Below are 24482 nucleotides of genomic sequence, written 5' to 3' on the forward strand. Positions count from 1 at the left end.
GAGAACACCATGCTCGATCGCACTACCGTCCTTGCCGACACCGCCCGGATCCTGGACATCGACGTCGACGAACTCGACCCCTCGGCGAGCCTCGTCGACCAGGGACTCGACTCCGTCCGGCTGATGGCCCTCGTGGAACAGTGGCGCAGCGCCGGCGTCGAGGTCGACTTCGTGGACCTCGCCTCGGCCCCCGACCTCGAGCAGTGGATCGCGCTGCTCACCCGCGGATGAGCGGGTGATCGTGGCCGTCTTCGAGAAGCTCTTCATCGACCTCGACCCGCTGCGGACCAGCCGCGAGTTCCGGTACCTGTTCACCGCACGCGTCGTGTCGCTGTTCGGTCTCGGTTTCCTCATCGTGGCCGTGCCCGTGCAGGTGTATCAGCTCACCGGCTCGACGGCGCAGGTCGCCGCGGTCTCCGCGGTGATCGGTGTGACCACCTTCGGGGCCACCTTCGCGGGTGGGGTGCTCGCCGACCGGTACGACCGGCGGAACGTCATCGCCCTCGCGCGCGGCACCGCGGGCGTCGCCTTCGCGCTGCTGGCGATCAACGCGTTCCTGCCCGAACCGCAGTTGTGGGCGATCTACGTGCTCGCCGTCGTCGACGGCATTGCGGGCGGGATCTCGTCGACCGCACTGATGGCCGTCACCCCGAGCTTGATCCCGCGCGACAAACTCGCCGCGGCCGGTGCACTGATGGCGCTGACCGCCGATCTGGGCTCCATGATCGGCCCGGCGCTCGGTGGTGTCGTCATCGCCGGCGGTGGTGTGGGCGTGGCCTACGCGCTCGCGGCGTTCACCACGGCGATCACCACCTTCTGCATCACTCGCCTGCCGTCGCTGCCTCCGACACACGTCGCGGAGGAATCACCGTTGAAATCGGTGGTGTCGGGCTTCCGGTACGCAGCGCACAACCGCGTGGTGGGGCAGGTGCTGATCGTCGGATTCCTGGCGATGCTGCTGTCCGGCTGGGCCGTGCTCATCCCGGAGTTCGCCGACGAGGTGCTCGGCGTCGGACCGTCGGTGGTGGGCCTGCTCTACACCGCGCCCGCCGTCGGTGCGGTGGTCGGCTCGCTGACCAGCGGCTGGACCGGCTCGATCCGACGCTACGGGCTGGTGGTCTACTTGCTCATGGCGGTCTCCGCCGCGGGTCTGGTAGGCGCCGGCGCGACCGGTGTCCTCGCTGTCGTGCTGCTCGGCCTCGCCGCGCACGGTTTCGGCGACTCGCTCGCGGACGTCGTGCGGTACGCGACCGTCCAGCGCAACACCTCCGACGAGTACCGCGGACGGATCGCGGCCGTGTGGGGTGCGCAGGTGACGGCCGGTGCCTCCGTCGGTGCGGTTGCGGCGGGCGTCGTGGCCTCGCTGGTGCCGATCTCGATGGCCCTGACCGTCTACGGCGTGGCCGGTGTGGTGATCATCGCGATCATGTTCGTCGCGACCCCGACGCTGCGGCGGTTCGAGGACGCGGGCGACCTCGAATCTGTGGGCTGACCTGCGGGTCGACGAGGTGGGGCCGGGTGAACCCGGCCCCACCTTCGTGTCATGCCCGTCCGTCGCGCGCCCACGCCTCCACGGCCGAATACCCTTCGCTGACGCCCTGGGTGTAGGCGACGAGCGCGCCGTACAACCGGGATCCCTCGGTGGCGAGCTCGATGGTGCCCACCCAGTCGGCAGCGCGTGCCATGACGTGCGCGGAGATGTCCTGCCGGTCGCGGGTCGCGGACGACACGATCCGGAACGCCTCGTCGGCGATCCGGAAGGTCTCGGCGACACCGCGCCAGAAGTACTCCGCATCCATGGCAGAGCGCAGCGACTCGTAATCCGTCGTGTCCTGCATCGCCGTGGCGTGTGCCAGTCGCTGCAGAGCATGCTCCGCAGCCCCGACGGGGAAGTACGTCACGTCGTCGATGGTGCCCTTGCCGCCGCTTGTCGTTCTCACCGCAGAGATGGTGCCCGATCTCGAGCGAATACGAAACAGCGCGTAGGTAACGGTATAGGCACGCGGCGTGTCGCCTACCCGGTCGCCACCGGACGGTTCGGGATCAGGCACACGCACGACACCAGCAGGACGGCGCAGACCAGAACGGCGACGAACACCGGCGCCACGGACGCGGCCAACTGCGCCGCGTCGGGAGCCCCCGTGGTGGTCTCGTCCGCCACTGCACCACCGAGGGCCGCGTTGGCGAGCGCACCGAACACCGCCACTCCGACCGCGCTGCCGATCGCGCGGGCGAAGGCGTTCGCCCCCGTGACGACACCCCGCTCGGACCACTCGACGCTCGACTGCGCAGCGATCAGCGACGGGCTGGCGATCAACCCCATCCCGAGACCGACGAGCACGCAGCAGACCGCGACCTGCCAGGGAGCCGAATCCTTCCCGACCTGCGTCAGCAGTGCCGCGCCGCAGAGCAGCGGCACCGCACCCACCAGGCCGGTGTTGCGGAAACCGATCCGCAGGTAGAACCGGCCCGACTGCGCCGCGGCGATCGGCCAGCCGATCGTCATCGTCGCCAGCGTGAAACCCGCGACGAGCGCCGAGGTCCCCAGCGCGCCCTGCACGAACGACGGAACGTACGAGGTCAGCCCCAGCACGACCGCACCCACCAGGCACGACACCGCGCTGGTGGTGACGAGCACCCGCCGGGTGAACAGGCGGATGGGCAGGATCGGCTCGGCCGCGCGGGACTCGATCCACACGAACACCGCGATCAGCGTCGCGCCCGCGCCGAAGATGCCGATGCTCGCCGCCGACGTCCACGCCCACGACTGGCCACCCTCGAGCAGGCCGAGGATCAACAGGGCGGCGCCCGCCGCGAGGGTCGCCGCGCCGGCCCAGTCCACCCGCGGTCGTGGTCCGGCCGGTTTCTCCTCGCGGAAGTTTCGGACGAGCACCCACGCCGCGAGGGCGCACAACGGCAGGTTGACCCAGAAGATCCACCGCCACGACAGGAAGTCGGCGAAGATGCCTCCCACGGCCGGGCCGACCACCGCCGACATGCCCCACACGCTGGCCAGATAACCCTGCGCCTTGGCTCGCTCGGCGACCGTGTAGATGTCCCCGGCGATCGTCTGCGCCATCGGCAGCACCGCACCGGCGCCGAGTCCCTGCACTGCACGGAACGCGATCAGCGCCGGCATGCTCCACGCCAGCGCGCACAGCACCGAGCCCGCCGCGAACACCCCGATCCCGAACAACAGCAGCGGAGTGCGGCCGAAGACGTCGGAGAGCTTGCCGTAGACCGGGACGAGCACCGCCTGCGTGAGCAGGTAGGCGGAGAACAACCACGGGAACTGCGTGAAGCCACCCAGGTCGGCGACGATCGTCGGGACCGCGGTGGCCAGGATCGTGCTCTCGAGCGCCACGAGGGCGGTGGCGAGCATCAGAGCGATGAGGATCGGGCCCCGCTCGGACCTGAACCCGACGTCCACCCGCGACGATGCGGCCATGCCACTCCTGTTCTCGCTCGCGTCGCTGCTCCGTCGTGCTGTGACCGAGTGGGATATCCGCCACGGGTTGCGGTACGCCCACTCGATGAGCACTAGGGTGTCAGCGTGCGTCCTTCACTCGAGTCCTACCAACACCTCGCCGGCGGCAAGGTGCGTGATCTGTACGTGATCGACGACGAGCACCTGCTCCTCGTCGCCAGTGACCGGATCTCGGCCTACGATCACGTGCTCGAGACCCCGATCCCCGACAAGGGACGGGTCCTCACTGCGATGAGCGTGTTCTTCTTCAAGCTGCTCGACGCCACCAACAACCATCTCGCGGGAGAACCCGACGACGAGCGTATCCCCGAGGAAGTCCTCGGCCGCGCACTCGTGGTCAAGCGCCTCGAGATGGTGCCCGTCGAGTGCGTCGCCCGCGGCTTCCTCACCGGCTCCGGCCTGCTCGACTACCAGGCCACGGGCTCCGTCTGCGGTGTCGCCCTGCCCGAGGGCCTCGTCGAGGCCAGCAGGCTGCCCGAGCCGATCTTCACCCCGGCCAGCAAGGCCGCGCTCGGCGACCACGACGAGAACATCTCGTTCGACGACGTCGTCGAGAAGGTCGGGCTCGACCTGGCGATGAAACTGCGCCAGGACACGCTCGACATCTACGACCGCGCCGCGATGTACGCCTCCGAACGCGGCATCCTGCTCGCCGACACCAAGTTCGAGTTCGGTCTCGACAAGGCCGGCAATCTGGTGCTCGCCGACGAGGTCCTCACTCCGGATTCGTCCCGCTACTGGGACGCGAACGAGTACGAGGAGGGCAAGGTGCAGCCCAGCTTCGACAAGCAGATCGTCCGGAACTGGCTCACCGGACCCGAATCGGGCTGGGACCGCGCCTCCGACACCCCGCCCCCGCCGCTGCCGCAGCACGTCGTCGACAAGACGCGTGCCCGCTACATCGAGGCGTACGAACGTATTTCGGGAATGTCCTTCGACGATTGGATCGGCTGACCGCATATGACCTCCTCGAAGATCACTCCGCCGGTCGCGAAGAAGGTGCCGTTCGAGCGCACCCACCACGGGCACACCTTCGTCGACGACTACGAATGGCTGCGCGACAAGAACGACCCCGAGGTCGTCGCGTACCTGGAAGCGGAGAACTCGTACACCGAGGCGCAGACGGAGCATCTCGCTCCGCTGCGTGAGGCGATCTTCGAGGAGATCAGGTCGCGCACCCAGGAGACCGACATGTCGGTCCCCACCCGGATGGGCGACTGGTGGTACTACGCCCGCACCGTCGAGGGCAAGCAGTACGCGATCCAGTGCCGGTGTCCGATCGCCGACGCCGACGACTGGACACCGCCCAACGTCACGCCGGGCGTCGAACTCCCCGGCGAACAGGTGCTCCTCGACGGCAACGTCGAGGCCGAAGGGCACGAGTTCTTCTCGCTCGGGGCGTTCTCGATCAGCCACGACGGCACGCTGCTCGCGTACTCGACCGACGTCGTGGGCGACGAGCGCTACACCCTGCGCATCAAGGACCTCACCACCGGTGAGATGCGGGCGGACGAGATCCCCGGCACCGCACCGGGAGCGACGTGGGCGCTCGACCACAGCCACGTCTTCTACCAGACGGTCGACGAGTCGTGGCGGCCCGACACCGTCTGGCGGCACAAGCTCGGCACCTCCGTCGACGAGGACGTGAAGGTCTTCCACGAACCCGACGAGCGGTACTGGGTGTCGATCGGTTCGACCCGCAGCGAGAAGTACCTCATGATCTGGGTCGGCTCGAAGATCACCACCGAGGGGTGGGTGCTCGAATCCGAGAACCCTACAGGCGAATTCCGCGTGATCCTGCCGCGCCGCGAAGGTGTCGAGTACGGTGCCGAGCACGCCGTGATCGCCGGTGAGGACCGCTTCCTGATCCTGCACAACGACGTCGACCCCGAGACGGGGGAGAAGGCCGAGAACTTCGTTCTCGCCGAGGCTCCCGTCGACGACCCGTCCGCGCTGCGCACCCTGATCGAGCACCGCCACGACGTGCGCCTCGAGGACGTCGACGCGTTCGAGGGACACCTCGTGCTCGGCTACCGCCGCGAGGCCCTCACCCGACTCGCGGTGTGGCCGTTGACCGACGAGGGCTACGGCACGCTCACCGAACTCGAGTTCGACGAGGAACTCTTCGCCGTCGGACCGGGCGCGAACCCCGAATGGACCCAGCCCACACTGCGTCTGGGCTACACGTCGTTCATCACGCCGAGCCGGGTCTACGACTACACGGTGAGCACCGGTGAGCTGAATCTCCTCAAGTCGCAGCCGGTGCTCGGCGAGTTCGACCCGACGCTCTACGAGCAGCGCCGCGAGTGGGCGACCGCCGAGGACGGCACGAAGATCCCGCTGTCGATCGTCGCGCGCAAGGGCACCCCCGACAACGCCCCCACGCTGCTGTACGGCTACGGCTCGTACGAGGCCAGCATCGACCCGGCCTTCTCCGTCGCACGCCTGTCGCTGCTCGACCGGGGCATGGTCTTCGCGGTCGCTCACGTGCGCGGTGGCGGCGAGATGGGCCGGCACTGGTACGAGAACGGCAAGTCGCTGACGAAGAAGAACACCTTCACCGACTTCGTGGCGTGCGCGCGGCACCTGATCGACACCGGCGTCACGAGTCCGGAGAAGCTGGTCGCCGACGGAGGCAGTGCCGGTGGCCTGCTCATGGGTGCGGTCGCGAACATCGCACCCGAGCTGTTCGCGGGCATCCTCGCGAACGTCCCGTTCGTCGACCCGCTCACCTCGATCCTCGATCCGTCCCTGCCGCTCACGGTGATCGAATGGGACGAGTGGGGCAACCCGCTCGAGAACCCCGAGGTATACGAGTACATGCGCTCGTACAGCCCCTACGAGAACGTCGAGGCCAAGGACTACCCGGCGATCCTCGCGATCACCAGCATCAACGACACCCGCGTGCTGTACGTCGAACCCGCCAAGTGGGTCGCCGAGCTGCGCGCGACGAAGACCGGCGATGCCCCCTTGCTGCTCAAGACGGAGATGAGTGCGGGACACGGCGGTGTGTCGGGTCGCTACGAGAAGTGGCGCGAGGTCGCGTTCGAGTTCGCGTGGGTGCTCGAGACGTCCGGCGCCTACCGCGCGGAGGCTTCCGCGCAGTAGCCTGCACCCCGAGGCCACGTCGGTGGAACAGGGGAGGTGACCGGTGCGGTCGATCCGGCGACCCGCACCGTCCGCACCCGTGAACACGGTCCGCAAGCACTACCTGCCGTGAGCTACTCGTATCCGCTCGCGTTTTCGCTGTTCACCGCAGCAATTGCCGCAGCGGATGGTCGAACTCGTAGCGGATGCACGACCGCTCACCTGCGCAGTTCGTACCGGACCTGCGGCCGGCCGGCGCGGCCGTACTCGGTGAGGCGGGTCGCGGCTCCGTCGTCGGCGAGTCGTTCGAGATAACGCCACGCGGTGACGCGTGAGACCCCCACGGCCGAGCCGACTTCCGCGGCGGTGCGGGGGCCGTCGGCGTCGTGGAGGAAATCGGTGATCTTCGACAGCGTGTCGGGGGAGATGCCCTTGGGGGTCGACGGACGGGAACTGCTCGTGCGCAGCGCCGCCATGGCGCGGTCGATGTCGTGCTGACCTGCCGCCGTCTCGGCGTCGCGCAACGCCGAGCGGTAGGCCACGTACTGTTCGAGCTTGTCCTGCAGCGCCGCGAAGGTGAACGGCTTGAGCAGGTACAACACGACGCCCCGCGCGACCGCCGTCCGCACGACCTCCAGATCGCGGTTCGACGTGACGGCGATGATGTCGGGGCTCGGGCGACCGGCGCTCAGGCGCGCAGCGACCTCGAGGCCGTTCGTGTCGGGGAGCCCGATGTCGAGCAGCACCAGATCCACCGGCGTTCCTGCCCGCGCCGCCGACGCGACCGCCCGCACGGCGTCGCTGCCCGTGTGCGCGACGCCCACCACCTCGAATCCGTCCACCCTGCCGACGTATTCGCGGTGGGCCTCGGCGATGAGCGGCTCGTCCTCGACGATCAGTACCCGGATCACGATGTGCCCCCGACGGGGATCTCGGCGACGATCATCGATCCCAGCGATGGTTCGGTGCGCAGGGTGCCACCGTGACGCGCGACGACCTGGGCGACGAGCGCGAGTCCGAGACCGCGCTGCTCGGACTTGGTGGAGTACCCGCGCTGCATGGCCCGGGCCAGCACTTCCGGCGACATTCCCGGTCCGCTGTCGGCGACCTCGACGATCATCGACGAATCCTCCTGGCGCACAGTAACCTCCACCCATGGATCGTCCGACGCATGGGAGGCGTCGATGGCGTTGTCGATGAGATTCCCGACGAGAGTGACGATATCGCGCGCCGGGATCGGCACCGGACCGAGTTCCGTGTCGTCGGTGACGGTCAGTTCCACACCGCGTTCGGCGGCCTCGTCGATCTTGCCGAGCAGCAGGGCCGACAGCGCCGGTTCGTGGACGGCACCGGTCAGCCTGTCGATCAGGTGCTGGGACACCGCCAGTTCCTGCGTCGCGAAGGCGACCGCCTCCTCCGGCCGGCCGAGCTCGACCATCGTGATGATGGTGTGCAGGCGGTTCGCCGACTCGTGTGCCTGCGCACGCAGTGACTCGGCGAACCCGCGGACCGAGTCGAGTTCACCCAGGACACCGCGTAGTTCGGTGTGGTCGCGAAGAGTGACGACCGTGCCGATGCGTCGCCGTTTCCACAGCACCGCATCGCTGTTCACCACCAGGACCCGGTCCCGGGTCAGATGCACCTCGTCGCGTGCCTCGTCGGCGACGGCGAGTTCGCGCACCGTCGCGGGCAGACCGTCGAACTCCACCGCGCCGACGGGCTCCAGCCCGAGCAGCCGGCGGGCCTCGTCGTTGACGATGTCGACGCGGGGGGAACCGTCTGCGGTACCGAACACCAGTAGTCCCTCACCGATCGAGTGCAGGACGGCGTCGTGGTGTTCGTACATGCGCCGCAGCTGGTCGGGATTGAGGCCGAGGGTCTGCCGGCGGAGCCGCCGGGAGATGAGGTAGCCGCCCGCCGCGGTGACCACGAGCCCGGCTGCTACCAGGCCGAGGATGCCCGGCAGGCTCCGCACGAAGTTCTCGGCGATCCTCTCCCGCGTCACCCCGACCGACACGAACCCGACGAGCGTGCCGTCGTCGTAGACGGGGGCGATGGTGCGTATCGACGGGCCCAGGCTGCCGGTGTACGTCTCGGTGAACGGCGTGCCCGAGCGGGCCTCGTCGGTGTGACCCGTGTAGGGGAGTCCGATCTGCTCCGGGACCGGGTGTGTCACACGGATACCCTCGGGGTCCACGACGACGACGAAGTCCACCCCGGTCGCCTCACGGATCTGTTCGGCGCGGGGTTGGAGCGCTGCCGTCGGATCAGGAGAGACCAATCCGTCCGAGACCTCCGGGAACAGCGCGGCGGTCACTGCGATATCCGTCACGGTGCGGCGTGTGGCCTCGTCGGCGTCGCGGCGTTCGTCGACGACGATGAGCGCGCCCGCCACGATCGCTACCACCGTGAACACCACCAGTTGGAGGATGAGCAGCTGGCCCGCCACGCTCATCGGCGGTCTCGCCTCCCGACGGTTCAACGGTCACCTCCCGTGAACACTATGTACACAAACTTCTCCCGCAGTGAGCGGACCACCACCATTTCCCTGTGTGGACGTGATGCCGGTCACCGCCCGGGCGCGGAAAGGCCCTACCAGGGTCCCGTAGTACCCGACCGAACCACGGTCGATTCCCGAGTCCTCGCCGGTGCGTCACCGCATCCCGTTATCCGTGAACATCGCGCGACGAGCCCGCGCATGATCGAAGGGCACCCCATGAGCACCACAACAGTGCGTGGCGAGAAACGCCGCGACCGTACCCACTGGCTGTACATCGGCGTCATCATCGCTGTCGTCGCCGGTATCGCCGTCGGATGGCTGGCCCCGGAGACGGGCAAGTCGCTCGGTGTCCTCGGCACCATGTTCGTCGACCTGATCAAGATGATGATCAGCCCGGTGATCTTCTGCACCATCGTGCTCGGCATCGGGTCGGTCCGGGCCGCGGCGAGCGTCGGCCGGATCGGCGGACTCGCGTTGATCTACTTCGTGGGCATGTCGACCGTGGCACTCGCGATCGGCCTCGGTGTGGGCAACCTGCTCGACCCGGGCTCGGGCCTGACCCTCGACCCGGCCAACGCCGGTTCGGGTGCCGAACTCGCAGAGAAGGCGCACGCGGCCGGCGGCACCGTCGACTTCATCGCGTCGATCATCCCGACCTCCCTGCTCTCCGCGCTGACCGCAGGCAGTGTCCTGCAGACCCTGTTCGTGGCGCTGCTCGTCGGCTTCGCGATCCAGGGCATCGGCAAGTCGGGTGAACCGATCCTCCGCGGTATCGCCCATCTGCAGAAGCTCGTCTTCCGCATCCTGACGATGATCCTGTGGCTCGCCCCGATCGGTGCGTTCGGCGCCATCGCCAACGTCGTCGGTCAGACCGGACTGAGCGCGGTCCTGCAGCTCGGTGTGCTGATGATCGCCTTCTACCTCACGTGCGCCGTGTTCGTCTTCGGCGTCCTCGGATCGCTGCTGCGGGCCGTCGCCGGTGTCTCGGTGTTCAAGCTCGTGAAGTACCTCGCCCGCGAGTATCTGCTCATCTTCGCGACGTCGTCGTCGGAGTCCGCGCTGCCGCGCCTGATCGCCAAGATGGAGCACCTCGGTGTCCAGCGCACCACCGTCGGCGTGGTCGTGCCCACCGGCTACTCGTTCAACCTGGACGGCACCGCGATCTACCTGACGATGGCCGCTCTGTTCGTCTCCGACGCGATGGGCAGCCCGCTGAACATGGGCGAGCAGCTCTCGCTCCTGCTGTTCATGATCGTCGCCTCGAAGGGGGCGGCCGGGGTCACCGGTGCAGGTCTGGCGACGCTGGCCGGTGGTCTGCAGAGCCACCGTCCCGACCTGCTCGACGGCGTCGGCCTGATCGTCGGTGTCGACCGGTTCATGTCCGAGGCGCGAGCCGTCACCAACTTCTCCGGCAATGCCATCGCGACCCTGCTCATCGGCACCTGGACCCGGTCGGTGGACCGTGAACGCGTCGACGAGGTGCTCAGCGGACGGTTGCCGTTCGACGAGAGCATGATGATCGACGATCACGAGCCCGCTCCCGAGCGCGAACCGGCGACGCTGGAGAAGGTCTCCGTCTGATCCGGCATCCGCTACGACAATGGCTGTCCGCTACGGAAAATTTCCGTAGCGGACAGCCATTTCTGTAGCAACCAGGAGCCGGCGGCGACAGCAGATCTACGCGCCGGCGGCGACGAAACGCTGGTGCAGTTCGCCGATGCCTTCGATCCAGCTGTCGAGTCGCTCACCGGCGCGCAGGTAGCGCTGCGGGTCGCGGCCCATGCCCACACCGGCGGGTGTGCCGGTGAAGATCACGTCGCCCGGGTACAGGGTGACGTTGCGCGACAGCTCGGCGACCAGCGCGGGGACGGAGAAGATCATCTCCCGCGTGCGGCCCTTCTGGACCTCCTCGCCGTCGATCGCGCATCCCAGTTCCAGATCGTCCGGGTCGGCGAACTCGTCGGGGGTGACGAGCCACGGACCCTGCGGAGCGAAGCCGGGATACGACTTGGCGAGACCGAACTGGGGCGCCGGTCCGCGCATCTGGGCGACGCGTTCGGAGATGTCCTGCCCCGCCGTCAGGCCCGCGACGTACGACCAGGCGTCTGCTGCGTCGACGTCGCGTGCCTCCCGACCGATGACGGCGACGAGTTCGATCTCCCAGTCGACGTTGCCGCCGTCCGGAATCGTGACCTCGGAGTCGGGGCCGGTGAACGCCGAGACGTACTTGGTGAACACCGGGGGCAGATGTGTGGGGGCCTCGAAGCCCGATTCGGCGGCGTGGTCGTCGTAGTTCAACCCGACCGCGAAGACTTGGCGGGGCGCAGGGGAGGGGGCGCCGAGCCGGGCACGATCGATCGAAGCGTTGTCGGTGACGTCTGCGTCCGCCGCCCACGCCCGCACCTCGTCCCACGACTCGTAGATCGAGGCGAGCTCGGGTCCGAACCGGCCGCCGGAGGCGGTAGCGATGTCGACGGCCTGCTCGTTGCCGGAGTCACCGACGACGAGGACGGCACGGTTGTCGAGGTTGGCGATGCGCATGGGTTTCTCCTCGAGGGACTGGAAGGCGTTACGGGGCGCCGGGCCCGAACAGTGCGGACAGGTCGATTCGATCATTCGAGGCCAGGATCGCGCGCACTCGGGACAGCGAGGCGTCGGCGGAGTCCCCGAGACCTGCATGTCGCAAGTTCGCCACGAACTTGGCGTCGACGTCGGCGCGGCCGGCGGGCACGCCACGAGGGTCACCCCACGGATGGTCGATACGGTCCGCGTGGGTCCGTCCGTCGTCCGCCCGTATCTCGAGATGCGCCGCGGTCAAGGGGAACGATGACTCGGCTGCAGGTCGGAGACGGACGAGGTGCGCGAGCCGGAGAACCTCCGGGTCGTTGCGGAACGGGTCGTCGAAGTGGGCGGGCACCGGTCGTCCTCGCACCAATGCGTTCGCAGTCTGGAACTGGAAGCCGAACAGGGCCGCCGGCCGGGACACCTCCGCGTCCTCCACCGGGAGGTCCAGGGGCGAGCCGATGTGGTGCGGATGGACGGTGAGGGTGATCTCCCGAACGGTGCCCGGATCGGCGACCTCGCGGAGATTCCTGGCGACGTCGATCGGACCGTGTGTGAATCGACAACCCGGATAAGGCTTGACGATCCGGTCCCCGAAGTACACCTCACCGAGACCGGCCGTCACCGAGGACTCGTCGGGGAGTCCTGTGCCGTATGTGCGGAACAGGCCGAAGCGGCCGTCCAGCGCACCGTCGCCACCTGCATAACCGTGCCGGACCAGATCGGCGGCCTCGATACCGTCGCGCGCGGCGAGTCCTTGCACGAAGGTGAACGCATCACTGTGCTCGTCGATGGCCTGGAAGGTTCCCGACACCTGCTGGAGCACCAGTCCCCATGCTCGCACCAGTTCGTCCGCACTCAGGTTCCACAGCCGCGCGGCGACGACGGCCGAGGCGAACCGGTTGATGAGCCCGGGGTTGTCCCATCCGGTCCCGGGGACGAATTCGAGTGCTCTGCTGATCCGTGCTGCCACGTCGTCGGCCACGATGAGGGCTTCGAGCATCGTCCGTGCCGAAGCGCCGCAGTCCTCGGCCAGGGCGACGGCCACGGGTACGGTCGTCTCCGAGATATGGGACCAGATCGGTGACGCCCCGTCGAAGGGGGTCAGGGGGCCGAAGTCGTAGGCCCGGGCAAGAAGTGCATTGGCGTAGGCCGCCGAGGCAGGCCCGACCTTTCCTTCCTCGAGCGCGACGGAGGACCGGCCGGGTGCGGAGTTCCGGGTGACGAGTGCTGCGGCCCGGCGGGTCGAATCGACTCGTGTGCCGGCGATCATGCAGCCCAGCGTGTCCACGACCCGATCGAGAAGGTACCGATCGTGCGGAGACTCGAAGGCGGCATCCGGGGTCGCTTCGATGGCATGGGACGCCAGGGTGCGTGCGAGATTCATGGTGGAGGATCTCCTGATGTCTCTGCGAGCGAGCGGTGCCGCGGCGCATGCCGACGGCCCCGCTCACTCGTGGGGGATCCCTACTTGGAGACCAGATCGTTCGGCGCAGCGACGGGCCCGTCGCTCGCGGACTCCTCACGTTGCTGGATCCGGCCCAGAGTGACGATGCAGATCGTGCCGACCGCCAGCGGGACCGCCATCAGGTAGAAGAGGTTGCCCGCGGTCCAGCCGCTCTCGAGCAGGAAACCGGTGCCGATCGGGGAGACGATCGAGACCAGGCGGCCGACGCCGACCATCCAGCCGACACCGGTGCCGCGCAGCGAGGCGGGGTAGACCGTCGGGCCCACGGCGTAGAAGCCGGCGACCGAGCCGACCGCGACGATGCCGAGGAAGATGCCGAGGGTGATCGCGAGCCATCCGACTCCGAAGGCCGCGCCGTAGACGGCGTAACCGATGGCGCCGAGACCGAGGGTGGTCATGAGGATGTTGCGGGGGATCCACCGGAACGCGGCGGCCGCGAACAGGAGGCTGCCGATGATGCCGCCGAGGTTGAGGACGGTGCCGACCGTGGTGCCGCTCTGCACGTCGCCGGTGGATTCGGCGACCAGCTTGGGGATCCACGAGTTCGCGAAGTAGTAGGCGGCCATCAGGCAGGCGTAGGCGAGCCACAGGGCGAGCGTCTTGATGCCGGTGGTGCCGGTGAAGATGGCGCCGAGCCGGGCGTTGTGACGGTCTGCGGGGGTCTGCTCGGGCAGTTCCTTCAGCGCCGGATGCCCCATCTTGCCGAGCATCGAGTTGATGCGTTCGAGGGCGTTCTTCGGACGGCGTGCGACGAGGAAGTCGATCGACTCGGGCAGTGCGGCCCACGCGAGGACGAGCAACACCACGCTCAGCACGGTGCCGACGACGAACAGGTTCTTCCAGTCGGCGGGATCGAACAGGCCGGCCACGACACCGGCGAGAGCGGCACCGATGGGGAAGCCGGTGGCATAGATGCCGACGACGGTGCCGCGGCGCTTCTCCGAGGCGAACTCGGAGACGTACGCGTTGAGCTGCGACATGGCACCGATACCGAGCCCGGTGATCACACGGGCGACGATCATCGTGGCGACGTTGGGGCTGATCACCGCGAGCACCATGCCCACCACGACCATGCTCATCGACACGATGGTCAGCGTGCGACGCCCGTAGCGGTCACCGAACGGGCTGAACAGGATCGCGCCGGCGGCCATGCCGAAGAGGCTGCCGCTGAGAACGATTCCGAGGGTGCCGGAGCTGACGCCCCATTCGTCCGACATCGGCTTCGCGGCGAACGACATCACCGCGATCTCGAATCCGTCGAGAATGATCAATGCGAGTGCTATGGCGATCGCACGGATCTGCAGGGGAGTCATCTTCGACGCCCTGATGTCAGCCAACACATCCATCGTTAGGTTCCTTCACTTTGGTCGCGCTCGAGGAGCGAAGCTCCGAGCTGAGACGACACCACGCCAGGTGGCGGCAGTCACATAGTGCAGTGGGGGTCCGTTGTGATCACAGTCACCGGTGCCACTGGGTGGCATCGTCGGCCGGTGTGCCGCAACGGGATCCCGTCGGCTGCCGCAGGGCGATCTCGACGACCGCCGCCGACTGCTCGATTCGATGGATGTAATCGAGTATGTCTGCGCCCGAAGTGCTCTCGGGAAGCCTCGACAAGCGCAGGACCATGACGACATTACCCTCCGGGTCGTGGACGGGCACGGAGAGCTGGAGCGGCGTGTACGTCGCCACGGGATCGATCTCCGCCGGTTCGTGGTGCGCGGACATCCGCTGCAGGGCGTCGATGAGTCTCTGTTCGTGCTCCGGCGTACGGTCCGGCGTGCTGAAGGCATCGACGAGTTCGTCGAGCGTGTGGGTGTCGACCTCGCCCGAGAGGGTCACCGACCATCCGCGTTCCTGGACGCGTTGCAGCTGGAGCTCCGCCGCCTCGCGGATCTCCGGCGACCGGCGCGGCACGCGGTCGAGCCAGTCCTCGCTCGACGGGGCGCCGCGGTGGCCGACCATGAGGGAACCGAGCGGCGGGACGAACGGCAGACGGGTGCCGGGCATCGTCGAGTGACTTGCACCGTCGGCGCTCGCCGTTGCCACGAAAGCGAATTCGTCACCGAGCGGGGCGAGTAGGCTGACCTCCACGCCGAGTTCGGTGGCGAGGAGCTCCATTTCCTGACGTCCGCACTCCGCCGTGCGGATGGCGGCGGCGAGGGAGCGGTAGTCCGAGGCCATCAACGATCCCGGCGTGAACCGGCCGTAGCCCCGCTGGAAGAACAACAGCGGCAGGCAGTTCCGCTCGGTCGCCAGTTCCCGCACCGCGCCGAGGACGAAGTAGTGGTCACCGGCGTCGAGCACGTCCGACCACTCACATTCGATCCACGCCGTCGTACCCTCGAGAATCGGTGCACCGGTGGGGGACTCGCGCCAGTCGACCCCCTCGAACTTGTTCTCCCGCCGCATGAACGCCCCGCACACGTGTTCCTGGTCGGCGGCCATGATGTTGACGCAGAAGGTACGCGACTCGCGCAGTGCGGCGAAGGTGTACGACGACTTCATCGGCATGAACGACACCAACGGTGGGTCCATCGACACCGAGTTGAACGTCCCGACCACCATGCCGAGCGGCGTGCCGTCGGCTGCGCGTCCGGTGACGATGGCGACGCCGGTGGGGTAGCTGCCCAGGACGTGCCGCATGTGCTGGGGGTCGATCGGCGCGGCGACCGGAAGGTCGGCGAGCGTGGTTGCTTCAGACATCTGACGTAGTCCTTTCGGCGACCGGCGTCCTTTCGGGGACCGGCGTGGACGGAACGGGGACGATTTCGGCGGGATCGTCGAGACGGGACAGTCGCAGGCCGCGCGGTCCGAAACGCAGGACCACCGCCGCGACGACCAGCAGCAGCGCGGCGAGCCCGACGGTGGACCGCAGGCCGATCAGGTCGGCGACCGCGCCCTGCAGAGCAGCGCCGAGGGCCACCGAACCGGTGTAGACCATCACGCTGACCGACAGCACCCGTCCCCGGATGTGGTCGGTGACGAGCACCTGCACGGTGCTCTGCCCGATGGTGAGGGAGAGGAGGAAGAAGACGCCCACGCCGACGGTGGCGGCGGTGGCCGTGACCGTCGTCGGGGCGATGGCGAAGAGTGCCAGCGTGATTCCGAAGCCGATGAAGGCGACGAGGGCGACGGTCGACCGGCCGACGCGGCGCAGGGCGCCTCCCAGCAGCGGGATGCCGGCCATGGTGCCGATGCCGAGTCCCAGGTTGAGGGCGGCCAGACCCAGCTCACCGCTGTCGAAGACATCCTCGGAGAACGTGATCACGTGCTGGAAGATCGGCATCCCCAGAGTGCCCGTTACGAGGACGACGGTCACCGCGGTGAGCACCCCCGGGGTGGATCGGGTGTAGCGCAGTCCTTCGACGAAGCGCCCGCTCTTCCTGCTGCCCCGAGCGGCGGGGGCGGGGGCGTTGACGGGTTTCGCGACGATCAGCGCCACGACGACGGAGAGCACCATGACGAAGGTGACCGCGAATGCGACCGCCGGTCCCCACCAGTACAGGACGACACCGGCCACTGCGGGTCCGAACGATCGCGCGAGGTTGAACTGGATCGTGTTCAGTGACGCGGCGGAGGCGAGCGAAGCGCGCGGCGCGTAGTCGTTGGTCAGTGCCTGCCAGCTCGGCATCGACACGCCCTGCCCGATGCCGGTGAGCGCAGCGAGGCCGAGCAGCAGCCACGGCGAGTGCCATTCGGCGAGCCAGCACACGCAGATGGCCAGGGCCACCAGGGAACGCATCAGCTGCATCCACAACACGAGCAACCGCCGGTCGACCCGGTCGGCGAGCGCACCCGCGTAGGGGCCGAGCACCATGATCGGAACGAACTGCGCCGCGGTGGCGAGACCGACCCACGCGGCCGAACCCGTGATCTGGAAGAGCACGAACGGAACGGCCAGCGATTGGAACCACCCACCGGTGTTGGTGAGGAAGGCGCCGGTCAGGAAGACCACGAAGCCGCGGTGCCGCAGCGCTTCGAACATGGTGTGCGCGTCCTTTCCTCCGGTACGGGACCGGAATGACGAGGAGGCGCGACCGGGTTCCGGCCGCGCCTCCCGACCGTTGATCAGCTGTAGAGGCGGGCGGAGCGCTCGCGGGCGCCGGCGCGGTCCTCGTCGCTGAGCAGGAAGGCTGCGGCCGCCGGATTGCCCATCTCGAGGTTCGCCGCGGTCGCGGCGGCGAAGTCGGTGTTCTGGGTGAAGTGCTGGCGGGCCACGATCAGGTCGCGGTAGATGCGCGAGAGCGGGTTGGCCTCGTGCACGACACTGGCCGACATCGACGGCATGAGCTGCTGCGGGACGTTCAGTGCGGCCTCGGCGGTGCGCGCCATGTCGTAGATGCCGCGGGCGGCCTCGAGATCGCCGGGGATCTCGAAGTTCTCGGCCTGCTCGAAGCCCTTGCGCAGCCACCGCAGAGCGGTCTCCTGCTGATCGGACAGGCGCACACGCACGTCGTTCATGCGCAGCAGCTCCACGCGGTCCTCGCTGAGCTTCTGGTTGTCGAAGCGGCGGGTGAACTTCTTCAGCTGGGCGACGTACTCGTCGTAGAAGGCCCAGGCGGCACCGAGGGCGGGCGCACCGGCGACGAGGTTGTAGAGGTAGCCCTGCGGGATCCGGTAGAGCGGGTTGACGTTCTGCTTCAGGCCGGGACCTGCCTGAGCGAGCAGGATCTGGCGGTCGAGCACGCGGTGCGCCGGCACGAAGACGTTCTTCAGCGCGACCGAGCGCGAACCGGTGCCGCGCATGCCGAGCACGAACCAGTCGTCGATGATCTCGGCCTCGGACAGCGGCACGACGAAGTTGTGCATGATCGGCTTGCCGTCGACCTCGACCGACGCGCCGAGGATCACCCACTGGGCGTGCGTGATGCCCGAGGAGGACTTCCACGAACCGTCGAGGATGTAGCCGCCCTCGACCGGCGTCGCCTTGCCGTGCGGCGCGTAGGACGAGGAGAGCAGCGTGGTCGGATCGTCGAGGAACAGCTCGTCCTGGAGCTGTTCGGTCATGTGCGAGACCTCCCAGCTGTGGACACCGAGCAGCATGAGGACCCAGCCGGTCGAGGTGCAGGACTTCGACACCTCGATGACCGCCTCGACGAAGTCGGCCGGGTGGGCCTCCTCGCCGCCGTACCGCGCGGGCTGCAGTGCCCGGGTCAGGCCGCAGTCGATCATCGCCTCCACGGCCTCGGGGGCCACCGTGCGCTGCTGATCGTTCTGGACGGCGTACTCGGCGACGATCGGGGCGATCTGCCTGGCGCGCTCGACGAGGGAGAGACCGGTGGTGGTGACGGGGGGTTCGGCGTAGGTGGTCATCGGGGTGCTCCTTGGTACGAGAGTGGGCAAAGAGGTATCGGGGTCAGCGTGCGGACAGGGCGTCGGCGGGCACGTCGACCAGATCGGGACGGGGGGCGCGGCGGGTCGAGATGCCGGCGGCCTGCGCGGTCTCCCAGGAGACCTTGCCGTCGCGGAAGAACTCGAGGAAGACCTGGTTGTGCAGCTCGGGACGGTCGGTCTGGCCCTGATGGCCGGTGTTCTCCGGGTAGAAGAACTGCACCTTCGGCAGTGCGTCCTCCTGCAGGTGGGCGGCCTCCACGGCGTAGAGCACGTCCTTGTCGCCGAACATCGCGATGCCCGGGATGGAGATCCGGTCGAGCCGGCCCGTGGTGGTGAGGCGGAGCAGCTCGTCGGGGTCGGTCGGGCGCAGGACCCGGCCCATGTTGGCGTCGTAGTACTCCTGGTTGCGGTTCGCGGCGGCGGTGCGCATGGTGACCAGTTCGTCGGTGACGCCGGACGGGTCGACGACCATCGACTCGATCATCGCGCGCATCATCGTCTCGGAACCGTCGTAGGTGCCGCCGCTGCCGGGCAGCGGTCCGTTCTTGGCCCGGTTGTCCACCGCGCGCATCTCGTCACGGGTGACCAGGTCGCCGATCATGCCGGCGATCACCGCGAAGCGCTCGACCCGTTCCGGGTGTGCGACAACGTAATTGACGGTGTTCTGGCAACCCATCGAGTTGCCGCCGAGGCAGAAGGTGTCGAGGGCGACGGCGTTGACGAAGTCCTGCAGGAAGTCGACCTGGCCGCCCTGCCCGTACGCGTAGAAGCGTCCGGGATCCTCCGTCAGGCCGAAGCCGGGGAAGTCGGGGCAGTAGACACGGAAGCCGTGGGCGCCGAGAAAGGGTGCCATGTAACGGAATCCGGCCGAACCGGAGCTACCGGGGATACCACCGTGCAGCAGAACGACGGCAGGACCGCTCTCGCCCGAGGTCGAGTAGTGGGCCTTGACGCCCGTCTGCAGCCGGACGTAGCGGCTGAGCAGTCCCGGAACGTGAATCTCCTGGTCGTCGGTCAACGACACGGTGTCCTCCTCGATGTTGCGTGCATCACGTCGTGAGCAGCAGTGTGTGACGGGTTCTCGGATAGGGGTCATCGCGAGGTGCCACTGTTCGGCACCGGCGTCCGGTCCTCACCGGACGGGCTCGACGGGGTCCGTCAGCCGACGCGCTGATGTCCCCAGAAGTGGGCGGCGTTCCACCGGCCGGGAACCCAGGTGTCCTCGTCGATCTCGAGTCCGCCGTAGCCGTACTCCATCTCCCAGCCGGACGGCGTCTTGACGTAGTACGAGATCATCTCGTCGTTGGTGTGCTTGCCGAGCGTGGCGCCCAGCGGCGCGGCTCCCTCGAGGATCCGGTCGTAGGCGCGTCCGACCGTATCGAGGTTGTCGACCTGCACCATGAGGTGGCCGAGGCGCGGGCCGAAGCCGGGACGGTGGGCGAAGGCCACCGAGTGATGGCGGGGATTGCAGTGCAGGAACGTACCCGGGTCCGGGCCGATGTCGATGTAGTCGCTCAGGCCGAGGCCGAGGATGTCCATGTAGAGCTCGCGGAACGGAGCCGACTCGCTGACCGCGAACATCACGTGGCCGATGCCCATGCCCTCGGTGACGAAGCGCGCGCCGGTCGGGGAGACGAACGGCGCCGACTCCCGGTGCTGGCCGTAGTAGACCTCGATGCCGTGGCCGTCCGGGTCGGTGAAGGCCAGGTAGTCGGTCACCTGGCGGTAGGCGGCCTCCTCGGCGCTCGCGCGGTGGGTGGAGTAGCCGTGGTCGATCAGCGCCTTCTCGAGGGCTTCGATGTCCTCGGGTCCGCGGACCTCCCAGCCGACGGCGTCGATGTGCTCGACCTCGCCGCGGTGCAGGTCGATGCGCCAGGACCGCTCGTCGAGGCGGAGCTTGAGCCTGTCCTCGGTGTGCTCCACGATCTGCATTCCGTGGACGTCCGCAGCGAAGACCTTCCAGGCTTCGATGTCCCTCACGGTCGCGACCAGGTAACCGAATGCGCGGACCCGTCCCATCTTTCCTCCTGATTGCCTGCGTCCTGTGGACCGACCACCTGCCGCTCGGGGCGGGTCGTGTCCGGCGATGAATGACAGAGTGGCCCCGGTCACGCCCTGCTGGCACGTATCGCGTGCCACGGCGTGAAACCGCCACGGGGTTCCGTCAGGTGGCACGGCCGGATTGCCTCAGCGGCCCGTGTGGTCTGCACCATGGTCGCCATGACCGCACTCTCGCCGGCCCCGGCACCGTGGGACGAAGCGCCCAAGCAGGTGGCACTGCGCACGGTCGCGAACATGCTGTTCAATGCCGGACTGACCGGGCGCCCGGCCCGAGCCGCCGACGAACTGCTTGCCCCCTACGCCGAGCAGGGCGCCGAGGACGTGGCCGTCACCAATTTCCGGCGCGGAACCGACGAAGGGTGCCGGGTCGCGGGCCGCGCGGTGACCGTGGTCGACACCCCGGCCGGTGAGGTGGCGGTCGGCGGCTACTACTTCGGCGGTGCGGTGCATGCCACCGGCACCGGGATCCCCGACACGCTCCTGGTCCGTCCGCGGGTCTCCGCGACGCTCGCGCTGCGCGTCGGACGACGCATCGACCGGCCGGACGCGACGGTCGCAGAGATCCTCGGTGCAGTGGACGGCGTGCACGCAGCGCTGGTCGTCGCCTGCCCACGGGTCGGTGAGCCCGCAGGTTCGACGGTCCTCGAGTGCATCGCGGACAACGCTCACGCCGGGCACGTCGTCGTCTCCGACACCTGGATCGTGCCGTCCGGTGCCGACCCGGCCGGAACCCTCCTCGACATCGAGGTGGGCGGTGCCACGGCTCTGCACCGGCCGCACCCGTCCGCCTCGCTGCACCTGGTCTCGGCGCTGCGCCGAGCGATCGCGCTGTTCGGCTCGGTGTCCGTCGGGGAGGTGCTCGTCCTCCCGTCGGCCGGTCCGGCACTCGAACTCGGTCCGGGAGCGACTGCGGTGCTTCGTTCGCAGGTGTTCGGGACGGTGACGGTCGAGCGGGCGAAGGGGGAGTACGAGGACGGCTTCGAACCCCTGACCCACGCGTACGGTCGATAGGGACTTCCCTACCGTGCCGGTGGGTGTGGTTGACTTCGACACCTGGGGGTGACCGTCGTCATAGGTGAAAGGCAGTGAACCGTGAGTTCCGGAAACCCTCAGGAATCGGCCGTCAACGTCAAGCCGAGCATCGCCGTCGGCCGTGCGCTCTCGCTGCTCGATGCCTTCCTCGACGCCGGGCACACCATGAGCCTGACCGAACTGGCCCAGCTCACCTCGCTGCCGAAATCGACGGCCTTCCGGATCCTCGGGCAGCTGACCGCCAGTGGCCACGTCATCCGCAACGGCAACCAGTACCGTCTCGGCATCAAGATGTTCGAGCTGGGCAACCACTTCGTCCACAGCCGTCCGACCGGGCTCAAGGAGGTCGCCGCACCCCTGCTCGGTGACCTGTTCCTGCACGTCGGTGCCACGGTGGGACTGTCCGTCCTCGAATCGTGGGACGTCATCCTCATCGACCAGATCACGAGTTCACGCAGCCGGATCGTCACGCCCGTCGTCGGAGGCCGGGCCCCGGCCCTGAGCACCGCGTCGGGCAAGGCCCTCGTCGCCTTCCTCGACACCGAGAACCGTGAGAGGGCGGTCGCCCACCACGTCCGGCAGGAGCCGTGCTCGAGCCGTACCGTCCGGCACGCGGGCCGGTTGCGTTCGCAGCTCGCCGAGGTGCGCGAGAACGGTCATTCGTGGGCGTGCGACGAATTCAGCATGGGGATGAGCGCGGTCGCCTCACCGGTGCTCGTCAACGGCCGGCCGATCGCCGCGGTGAGCGTCTCGGCGGCGACGGGCCGGCTCGACAGGGTGAAGGCTGCCGCGGCGGTCCTGCGCACCTCCCGACTGATCGCCACGCAGTTCATCCGGGCGCGCGAGCTCGCACAGGACTACAGCACCTCGGAGCTGCAGTGGGACATCGAGGACGAGTTCGACCGGGTCTCCTGATCGCACCCTGCTGTCGGAGGGATGCGGCATAGTTCGGGGAAGAAGCCACGCAACGCTCTCCAACCGCACAACTTCGGGAGTCGCTGTGAAGAACCGGGCTCGATTCGTCGATGTCGAAGGCCGTCCCGCGATCCGCTTCGAGCGGGAGTACCCGTATCCGCAGGAACGCCTGTGGAGCGCGGCGACCGGGAGACCGCCGCGATGGTCGCCGCGGGCTGGACGGTCTGCCTCGACGAGTTCGACGCCCTGCCGGCAGGCGAACCGCCGTCGCAGGAGACCGACTCGGAGGCCTGGCGGCCGGTCTACGAGCTCCTACATCGCAGAAGGATTCCCGGCGGGTGCTCCCGTGCCGGGACAAGGAGGGGAGACCTCATGAGCGAGTCCGAGAAGGGCACCGGACCCAAGCTGTTGTCGGGTGGCAACCCGCAGATACCGAAGGGGATGGGCAGGGAACCGGTCGAGGCCTACATCGCGGCGATGCCCGAATGGAAGCATGACATCGGTCGGCGCCTCGACGAGCTGATCCGCGAGGAAGTTCCCGACGTCCACAACGCCGTGAAGTGGAACCAGCCGCTCTACGGCACCGCCGACGACAGCTGGTTCCTCACGTTCCGCTGCTTCACCAACTACGTGCAGCTGAGTTTCTTCAGGGGGAGTTCGCTCGACCCGCTGCCCGAGAAGGGGTCCAAGCATCCCGAGATGCGCTATCACGACATCCGCCGGCTCGAGGACCTCGACGAGGACAAGATCCGGAAGTGGGTGAGGCAGGCCGCCGAGCTGCCGGGCGAGAAGATGTAGCACGCCGATGTTCGGGGGAGTGATCGGGCACACGATAGTTTGGAAGCATGACCACGCCTCTCCAGGACATCCCGATCAACACCCTCTCGGGTGAACCCACGAATCTCGGCGCGTACGAGGGCCACGCGGTTCTCGTCGTGAACGTCGCGTCCAAGTGCGGCCTGACCCCGCAGTACACGGCGCTCGAGAAGCTCGCGCAGGAATACCGCGACCGCGGACTGTTCGTCGTGGGCGTGCCGTGCAATCAGTTCATGGGTCAGGAACCCGGCACACCGGAGGAGATCCAGGAGTTCTGCTCCGCCACCTACGGCGTGACCTTCCCGCTGCTCGAGAAGATCGAGGTCAACGGCGAGAACCGGCATCCGCTCTACGCCGAGCTCACCAAGCACCCGGACGCCTCCGGCGAGGCCGGCGACATCCAGTGGAACTTCGAGAAGTTCCTCATCGCTCCCGACGGCACGGTCGCCGCGCGCTTCCGTCCCCGCACGGAACCGGATGCGCCCGAGATCCTCGACGCCCTCGAAGAGATCCTGCCGGCCTGACATGTTCGGCACAGAAGCGCGGGACGCGCTGTACGACATCATCCGCATGCGTCGCGACGTCCGTGCAGAATTCAGCGGGGAACGGCTCGACGAGGAGACGCTGATGCGCATCCTGCGGGCCGCCCACCACGCACCCAGTGTCGGCAACACCCAGCCCTGGGACTTCGTCGTCGTGCAGGACGAACAGCGGCTGAAGGAGTTCGCCGAGCACGTCGCCGGTTGCCGACAGGCGTTCGCCGACTCGCTCCCCGAGGACCGGAAGAGCACCTTCGACCCCATCAAGATCGAAGGCATCGTCGAATCGGGGACCGGTGTCGTCGTCACCTACGACCCCGAACGCGGCGGCAAGCACATCCTCGGCCGCCACACCATCGACGAATCCGGCCTGTTCTCGGCCGTGCTGGCGATCCAGAACCTGTGGCTCGCCGCGACCGCCGAGGGGCTCGGCGTGGGATGGGTGTCGTTCTACGAGGAGGACTTCCTCGCCGACTTCGTCGGAGTGAGCGCACCTGTGCGTCCCATCGCGTGGCTGTGCGTCGGCCCGGTCACGCGGCTGCAGGAAATCCCCGACCTCGAACGGTTCGGCTGGCGGAAGGGTCGCCCGCTCGAGGAGGCCGTGCACCGCGACAGGTTCGTGGCGCCGGGCGACCGGGAGGCCTGATCCGACGGGTGGCGGCCGGTTCGTGAGTGCACGAG

At 68.2% G+C, this 24482-nt stretch carries 22 protein-coding genes; 10 read left to right on the forward strand and 12 right to left on the reverse strand.

All coding sequences use genetic code 11. The features are described from left to right. Positions 1-9 precede the first annotated feature (9 nt). Positions 10-231 carry a phosphopantetheine-binding protein gene (locus ACNJ7K_RS19760; RefSeq protein WP_059382429.1) on the forward strand — a complete coding sequence of 74 codons (222 nt, stop codon included), beginning with the start codon at positions 10-12 and terminating at the stop codon, positions 229-231. A 10-nt stretch (positions 232-241) separates the two neighbouring features. Continuing rightward, complete coding sequence (entS, locus tag ACNJ7K_RS19765; RefSeq protein WP_487042081.1) at positions 242-1492, forward strand: enterobactin transporter EntS; 1251 nt, start codon at positions 242-244, stop codon at positions 1490-1492. Between the two features lie 49 nt (positions 1493-1541). On the opposite strand, the gene ACNJ7K_RS19770 is transcribed toward entS, so the two are convergent. Further along, positions 1542-1940: a hypothetical protein gene (locus tag ACNJ7K_RS19770; RefSeq protein WP_487042082.1), complete on the reverse strand. Its 399-nt coding sequence runs from the start codon at positions 1938-1940 to the stop codon at positions 1542-1544. A 74-nt stretch (positions 1941-2014) separates the two neighbouring features. Beyond that, positions 2015-3448: an MDR family MFS transporter gene (locus ACNJ7K_RS19775; RefSeq protein WP_192378629.1), complete on the reverse strand. Its 1434-nt coding sequence runs from the start codon at positions 3446-3448 to the stop codon at positions 2015-2017. A gap of 105 nt (positions 3449-3553) precedes the next feature. Here ACNJ7K_RS19775 and ACNJ7K_RS19780 point away from each other — a divergent pair, with 105 nt between their 5' ends. Continuing rightward, entirely contained in the window at positions 3554-4441 is an 888-nt protein-coding gene (locus tag ACNJ7K_RS19780) for a phosphoribosylaminoimidazolesuccinocarboxamide synthase (RefSeq protein WP_159416707.1), read from the forward strand. Between the two features lie 6 nt (positions 4442-4447). Continuing rightward, positions 4448-6595, forward strand: a complete 2148-nt coding sequence (locus ACNJ7K_RS19785; protein ID WP_487042083.1) for a S9 family peptidase — start codon at positions 4448-4450, stop codon at positions 6593-6595. 197 nt (positions 6596-6792) lie between these two features. On the opposite strand, the gene ACNJ7K_RS19790 is transcribed toward ACNJ7K_RS19785, so the two are convergent. Together ACNJ7K_RS19790 and ACNJ7K_RS19795 are read right to left on the reverse strand one after the other, a co-directional pair. Beyond that, a complete protein-coding gene (locus ACNJ7K_RS19790; protein ID WP_120281438.1) occupies positions 6793-7485 on the reverse strand; it encodes a response regulator in 693 nt (230 codons plus the stop codon). Continuing rightward, positions 7482-9029 (reverse strand): sensor histidine kinase, encoded by a 1548-nt coding sequence (locus tag ACNJ7K_RS19795; protein WP_159416705.1) that lies wholly within the window; start codon positions 9027-9029, stop codon positions 7482-7484. The genes ACNJ7K_RS19790 and ACNJ7K_RS19795 overlap by 4 nt, the downstream gene beginning before the upstream one ends. Positions 9030-9290: 261 nt before the next feature. Here ACNJ7K_RS19795 and ACNJ7K_RS19800 point away from each other — a divergent pair, with 261 nt between their 5' ends. Further along, on the forward strand, positions 9291-10655 hold the full coding sequence (locus ACNJ7K_RS19800) for a cation:dicarboxylate symporter family transporter (RefSeq protein ID WP_120283942.1): 1365 nt from the start codon (positions 9291-9293) through the stop codon (positions 10653-10655). A 96-nt stretch (positions 10656-10751) separates the two neighbouring features. Here the strand turns inward: ACNJ7K_RS19800 and ACNJ7K_RS19805 are convergent, their stop codons facing one another. From ACNJ7K_RS19805 to ACNJ7K_RS19840, 8 genes are all read right to left on the reverse strand, one after another. Next, complete coding sequence (locus tag ACNJ7K_RS19805; RefSeq protein ID WP_120281440.1) at positions 10752-11615, reverse strand: fumarylacetoacetate hydrolase family protein; 864 nt, start codon at positions 11613-11615, stop codon at positions 10752-10754. A 28-nt stretch (positions 11616-11643) separates the two neighbouring features. Further along, positions 11644-13023, reverse strand: a complete 1380-nt coding sequence (locus tag ACNJ7K_RS19810; RefSeq protein ID WP_120281441.1) for an MmgE/PrpD family protein — start codon at positions 13021-13023, stop codon at positions 11644-11646. An 80-nt stretch (positions 13024-13103) separates the two neighbouring features. After that, complete coding sequence (locus ACNJ7K_RS19815) at positions 13104-14450, reverse strand: MFS transporter (protein WP_225623720.1); 1347 nt, start codon at positions 14448-14450, stop codon at positions 13104-13106. 112 nt (positions 14451-14562) lie between these two features. Continuing rightward, positions 14563-15807, reverse strand: coding sequence for a flavin reductase family protein (locus tag ACNJ7K_RS19820; RefSeq protein ID WP_230788214.1), 1245 nt, complete (start codon positions 15805-15807; stop codon positions 14563-14565). Continuing rightward, complete coding sequence (locus ACNJ7K_RS19825; protein WP_487042084.1) at positions 15800-17089, reverse strand: MFS transporter; 1290 nt, start codon at positions 17087-17089, stop codon at positions 15800-15802. The genes ACNJ7K_RS19820 and ACNJ7K_RS19825 overlap by 8 nt, the downstream gene beginning before the upstream one ends. 83 nt (positions 17090-17172) lie before the next feature. After that, positions 17173-18417 carry an acyl-CoA dehydrogenase family protein gene (locus ACNJ7K_RS19830; protein ID WP_159416701.1) on the reverse strand — a complete coding sequence of 415 codons (1245 nt, stop codon included), beginning with the start codon at positions 18415-18417 and terminating at the stop codon, positions 17173-17175. Positions 18418-18460: 43 nt separating this feature from the next. Further along, positions 18461-19462 carry an alpha/beta fold hydrolase gene (locus ACNJ7K_RS19835; protein ID WP_120281446.1) on the reverse strand — a complete coding sequence of 334 codons (1002 nt, stop codon included), beginning with the start codon at positions 19460-19462 and terminating at the stop codon, positions 18461-18463. Between the two features lie 134 nt (positions 19463-19596). Then, positions 19597-20457, reverse strand: a complete 861-nt coding sequence (locus tag ACNJ7K_RS19840) for a VOC family protein (protein ID WP_159416700.1) — start codon at positions 20455-20457, stop codon at positions 19597-19599. A 201-nt stretch (positions 20458-20658) separates the two neighbouring features. Between ACNJ7K_RS19840 and ACNJ7K_RS19845 the strand changes: the two genes are divergently transcribed. The 5 genes from ACNJ7K_RS19845 to bluB all read left to right on the forward strand — a co-directional run bounded on the left by ACNJ7K_RS19845 (position 20659) and on the right by bluB (position 24447). Further along, on the forward strand, positions 20659-21510 hold the full coding sequence (locus tag ACNJ7K_RS19845) for a hypothetical protein (RefSeq protein ID WP_268655151.1): 852 nt from the start codon (positions 20659-20661) through the stop codon (positions 21508-21510). Between the two features lie 81 nt (positions 21511-21591). Further along, positions 21592-22446, forward strand: coding sequence for an IclR family transcriptional regulator (locus tag ACNJ7K_RS19850; RefSeq protein WP_159416698.1), 855 nt, complete (start codon positions 21592-21594; stop codon positions 22444-22446). A 171-nt stretch (positions 22447-22617) separates the two neighbouring features. After that, positions 22618-23244: a DUF1801 domain-containing protein gene (locus ACNJ7K_RS19855; protein WP_225623721.1), complete on the forward strand. Its 627-nt coding sequence runs from the start codon at positions 22618-22620 to the stop codon at positions 23242-23244. 47 nt (positions 23245-23291) lie between these two features. Then, positions 23292-23786 (forward strand): glutathione peroxidase, encoded by a 495-nt coding sequence (locus tag ACNJ7K_RS19860; protein ID WP_016695454.1) that lies wholly within the window; start codon positions 23292-23294, stop codon positions 23784-23786. 1 nt (position 23787) lies between these two features. Further along, positions 23788-24447 (forward strand): 5,6-dimethylbenzimidazole synthase, encoded by a 660-nt coding sequence (gene bluB, locus ACNJ7K_RS19865; protein ID WP_159416697.1) that lies wholly within the window; start codon positions 23788-23790, stop codon positions 24445-24447. The last annotated feature ends 35 nt before the right edge of the window (positions 24448-24482 follow it).

It is taken from the genome of Rhodococcus shunpengi (assembly GCF_048381395.1).
In the GTDB taxonomy this organism is placed as follows: domain Bacteria; phylum Actinomycetota; class Actinomycetes; order Mycobacteriales; family Mycobacteriaceae; genus Rhodococcus.

What these genes read in the sequence shown, in the direction of transcription:
- ACNJ7K_RS19760 (WP_059382429.1), top strand. Translation starts at nt 10, where the DNA reads ATGCTCGATCGCACTACCGTCCTTGCCGACACCGCCCGGATCCTGGAC.
- ACNJ7K_RS19775 (WP_192378629.1), bottom strand. Translation starts at nt 3,448, where the DNA reads ATGGCCGCATCGTCGCGGGTGGACGTCGGGTTCAGGTCCGAGCGGGGC.
- ACNJ7K_RS19785 (WP_487042083.1), top strand. Translation starts at nt 4,448, where the DNA reads ATGACCTCCTCGAAGATCACTCCGCCGGTCGCGAAGAAGGTGCCGTTC.
- ACNJ7K_RS19795 (WP_159416705.1), bottom strand. Translation starts at nt 9,029, where the DNA reads ATGAGCGTGGCGGGCCAGCTGCTCATCCTCCAACTGGTGGTGTTCACG.
- ACNJ7K_RS19800 (WP_120283942.1), top strand. Translation starts at nt 9,291, where the DNA reads ATGAGCACCACAACAGTGCGTGGCGAGAAACGCCGCGACCGTACCCAC.
- ACNJ7K_RS19805 (WP_120281440.1), bottom strand. Translation starts at nt 11,615, where the DNA reads ATGCGCATCGCCAACCTCGACAACCGTGCCGTCCTCGTCGTCGGTGAC.
- ACNJ7K_RS19810 (WP_120281441.1), bottom strand. Translation starts at nt 13,023, where the DNA reads ATGAATCTCGCACGCACCCTGGCGTCCCATGCCATCGAAGCGACCCCG.
- ACNJ7K_RS19815 (WP_225623720.1), bottom strand. Translation starts at nt 14,450, where the DNA reads ATGGATGTGTTGGCTGACATCAGGGCGTCGAAGATGACTCCCCTGCAG.
- ACNJ7K_RS19820 (WP_230788214.1), bottom strand. Translation starts at nt 15,807, where the DNA reads ATGTCTGAAGCAACCACGCTCGCCGACCTTCCGGTCGCCGCGCCGATC.
- ACNJ7K_RS19825 (WP_487042084.1), bottom strand. Translation starts at nt 17,089, where the DNA reads ATGTTCGAAGCGCTGCGGCACCGCGGCTTCGTGGTCTTCCTGACCGGC.
- ACNJ7K_RS19830 (WP_159416701.1), bottom strand. Translation starts at nt 18,417, where the DNA reads ATGACCACCTACGCCGAACCCCCCGTCACCACCACCGGTCTCTCCCTC.
- ACNJ7K_RS19840 (WP_159416700.1), bottom strand. Translation starts at nt 20,457, where the DNA reads ATGGGACGGGTCCGCGCATTCGGTTACCTGGTCGCGACCGTGAGGGAC.
- ACNJ7K_RS19845 (WP_268655151.1), top strand. Translation starts at nt 20,659, where the DNA reads ATGACCGCACTCTCGCCGGCCCCGGCACCGTGGGACGAAGCGCCCAAG.
- ACNJ7K_RS19860 (WP_016695454.1), top strand. Translation starts at nt 23,292, where the DNA reads ATGACCACGCCTCTCCAGGACATCCCGATCAACACCCTCTCGGGTGAA.
- bluB (WP_159416697.1), top strand. Translation starts at nt 23,788, where the DNA reads ATGTTCGGCACAGAAGCGCGGGACGCGCTGTACGACATCATCCGCATG.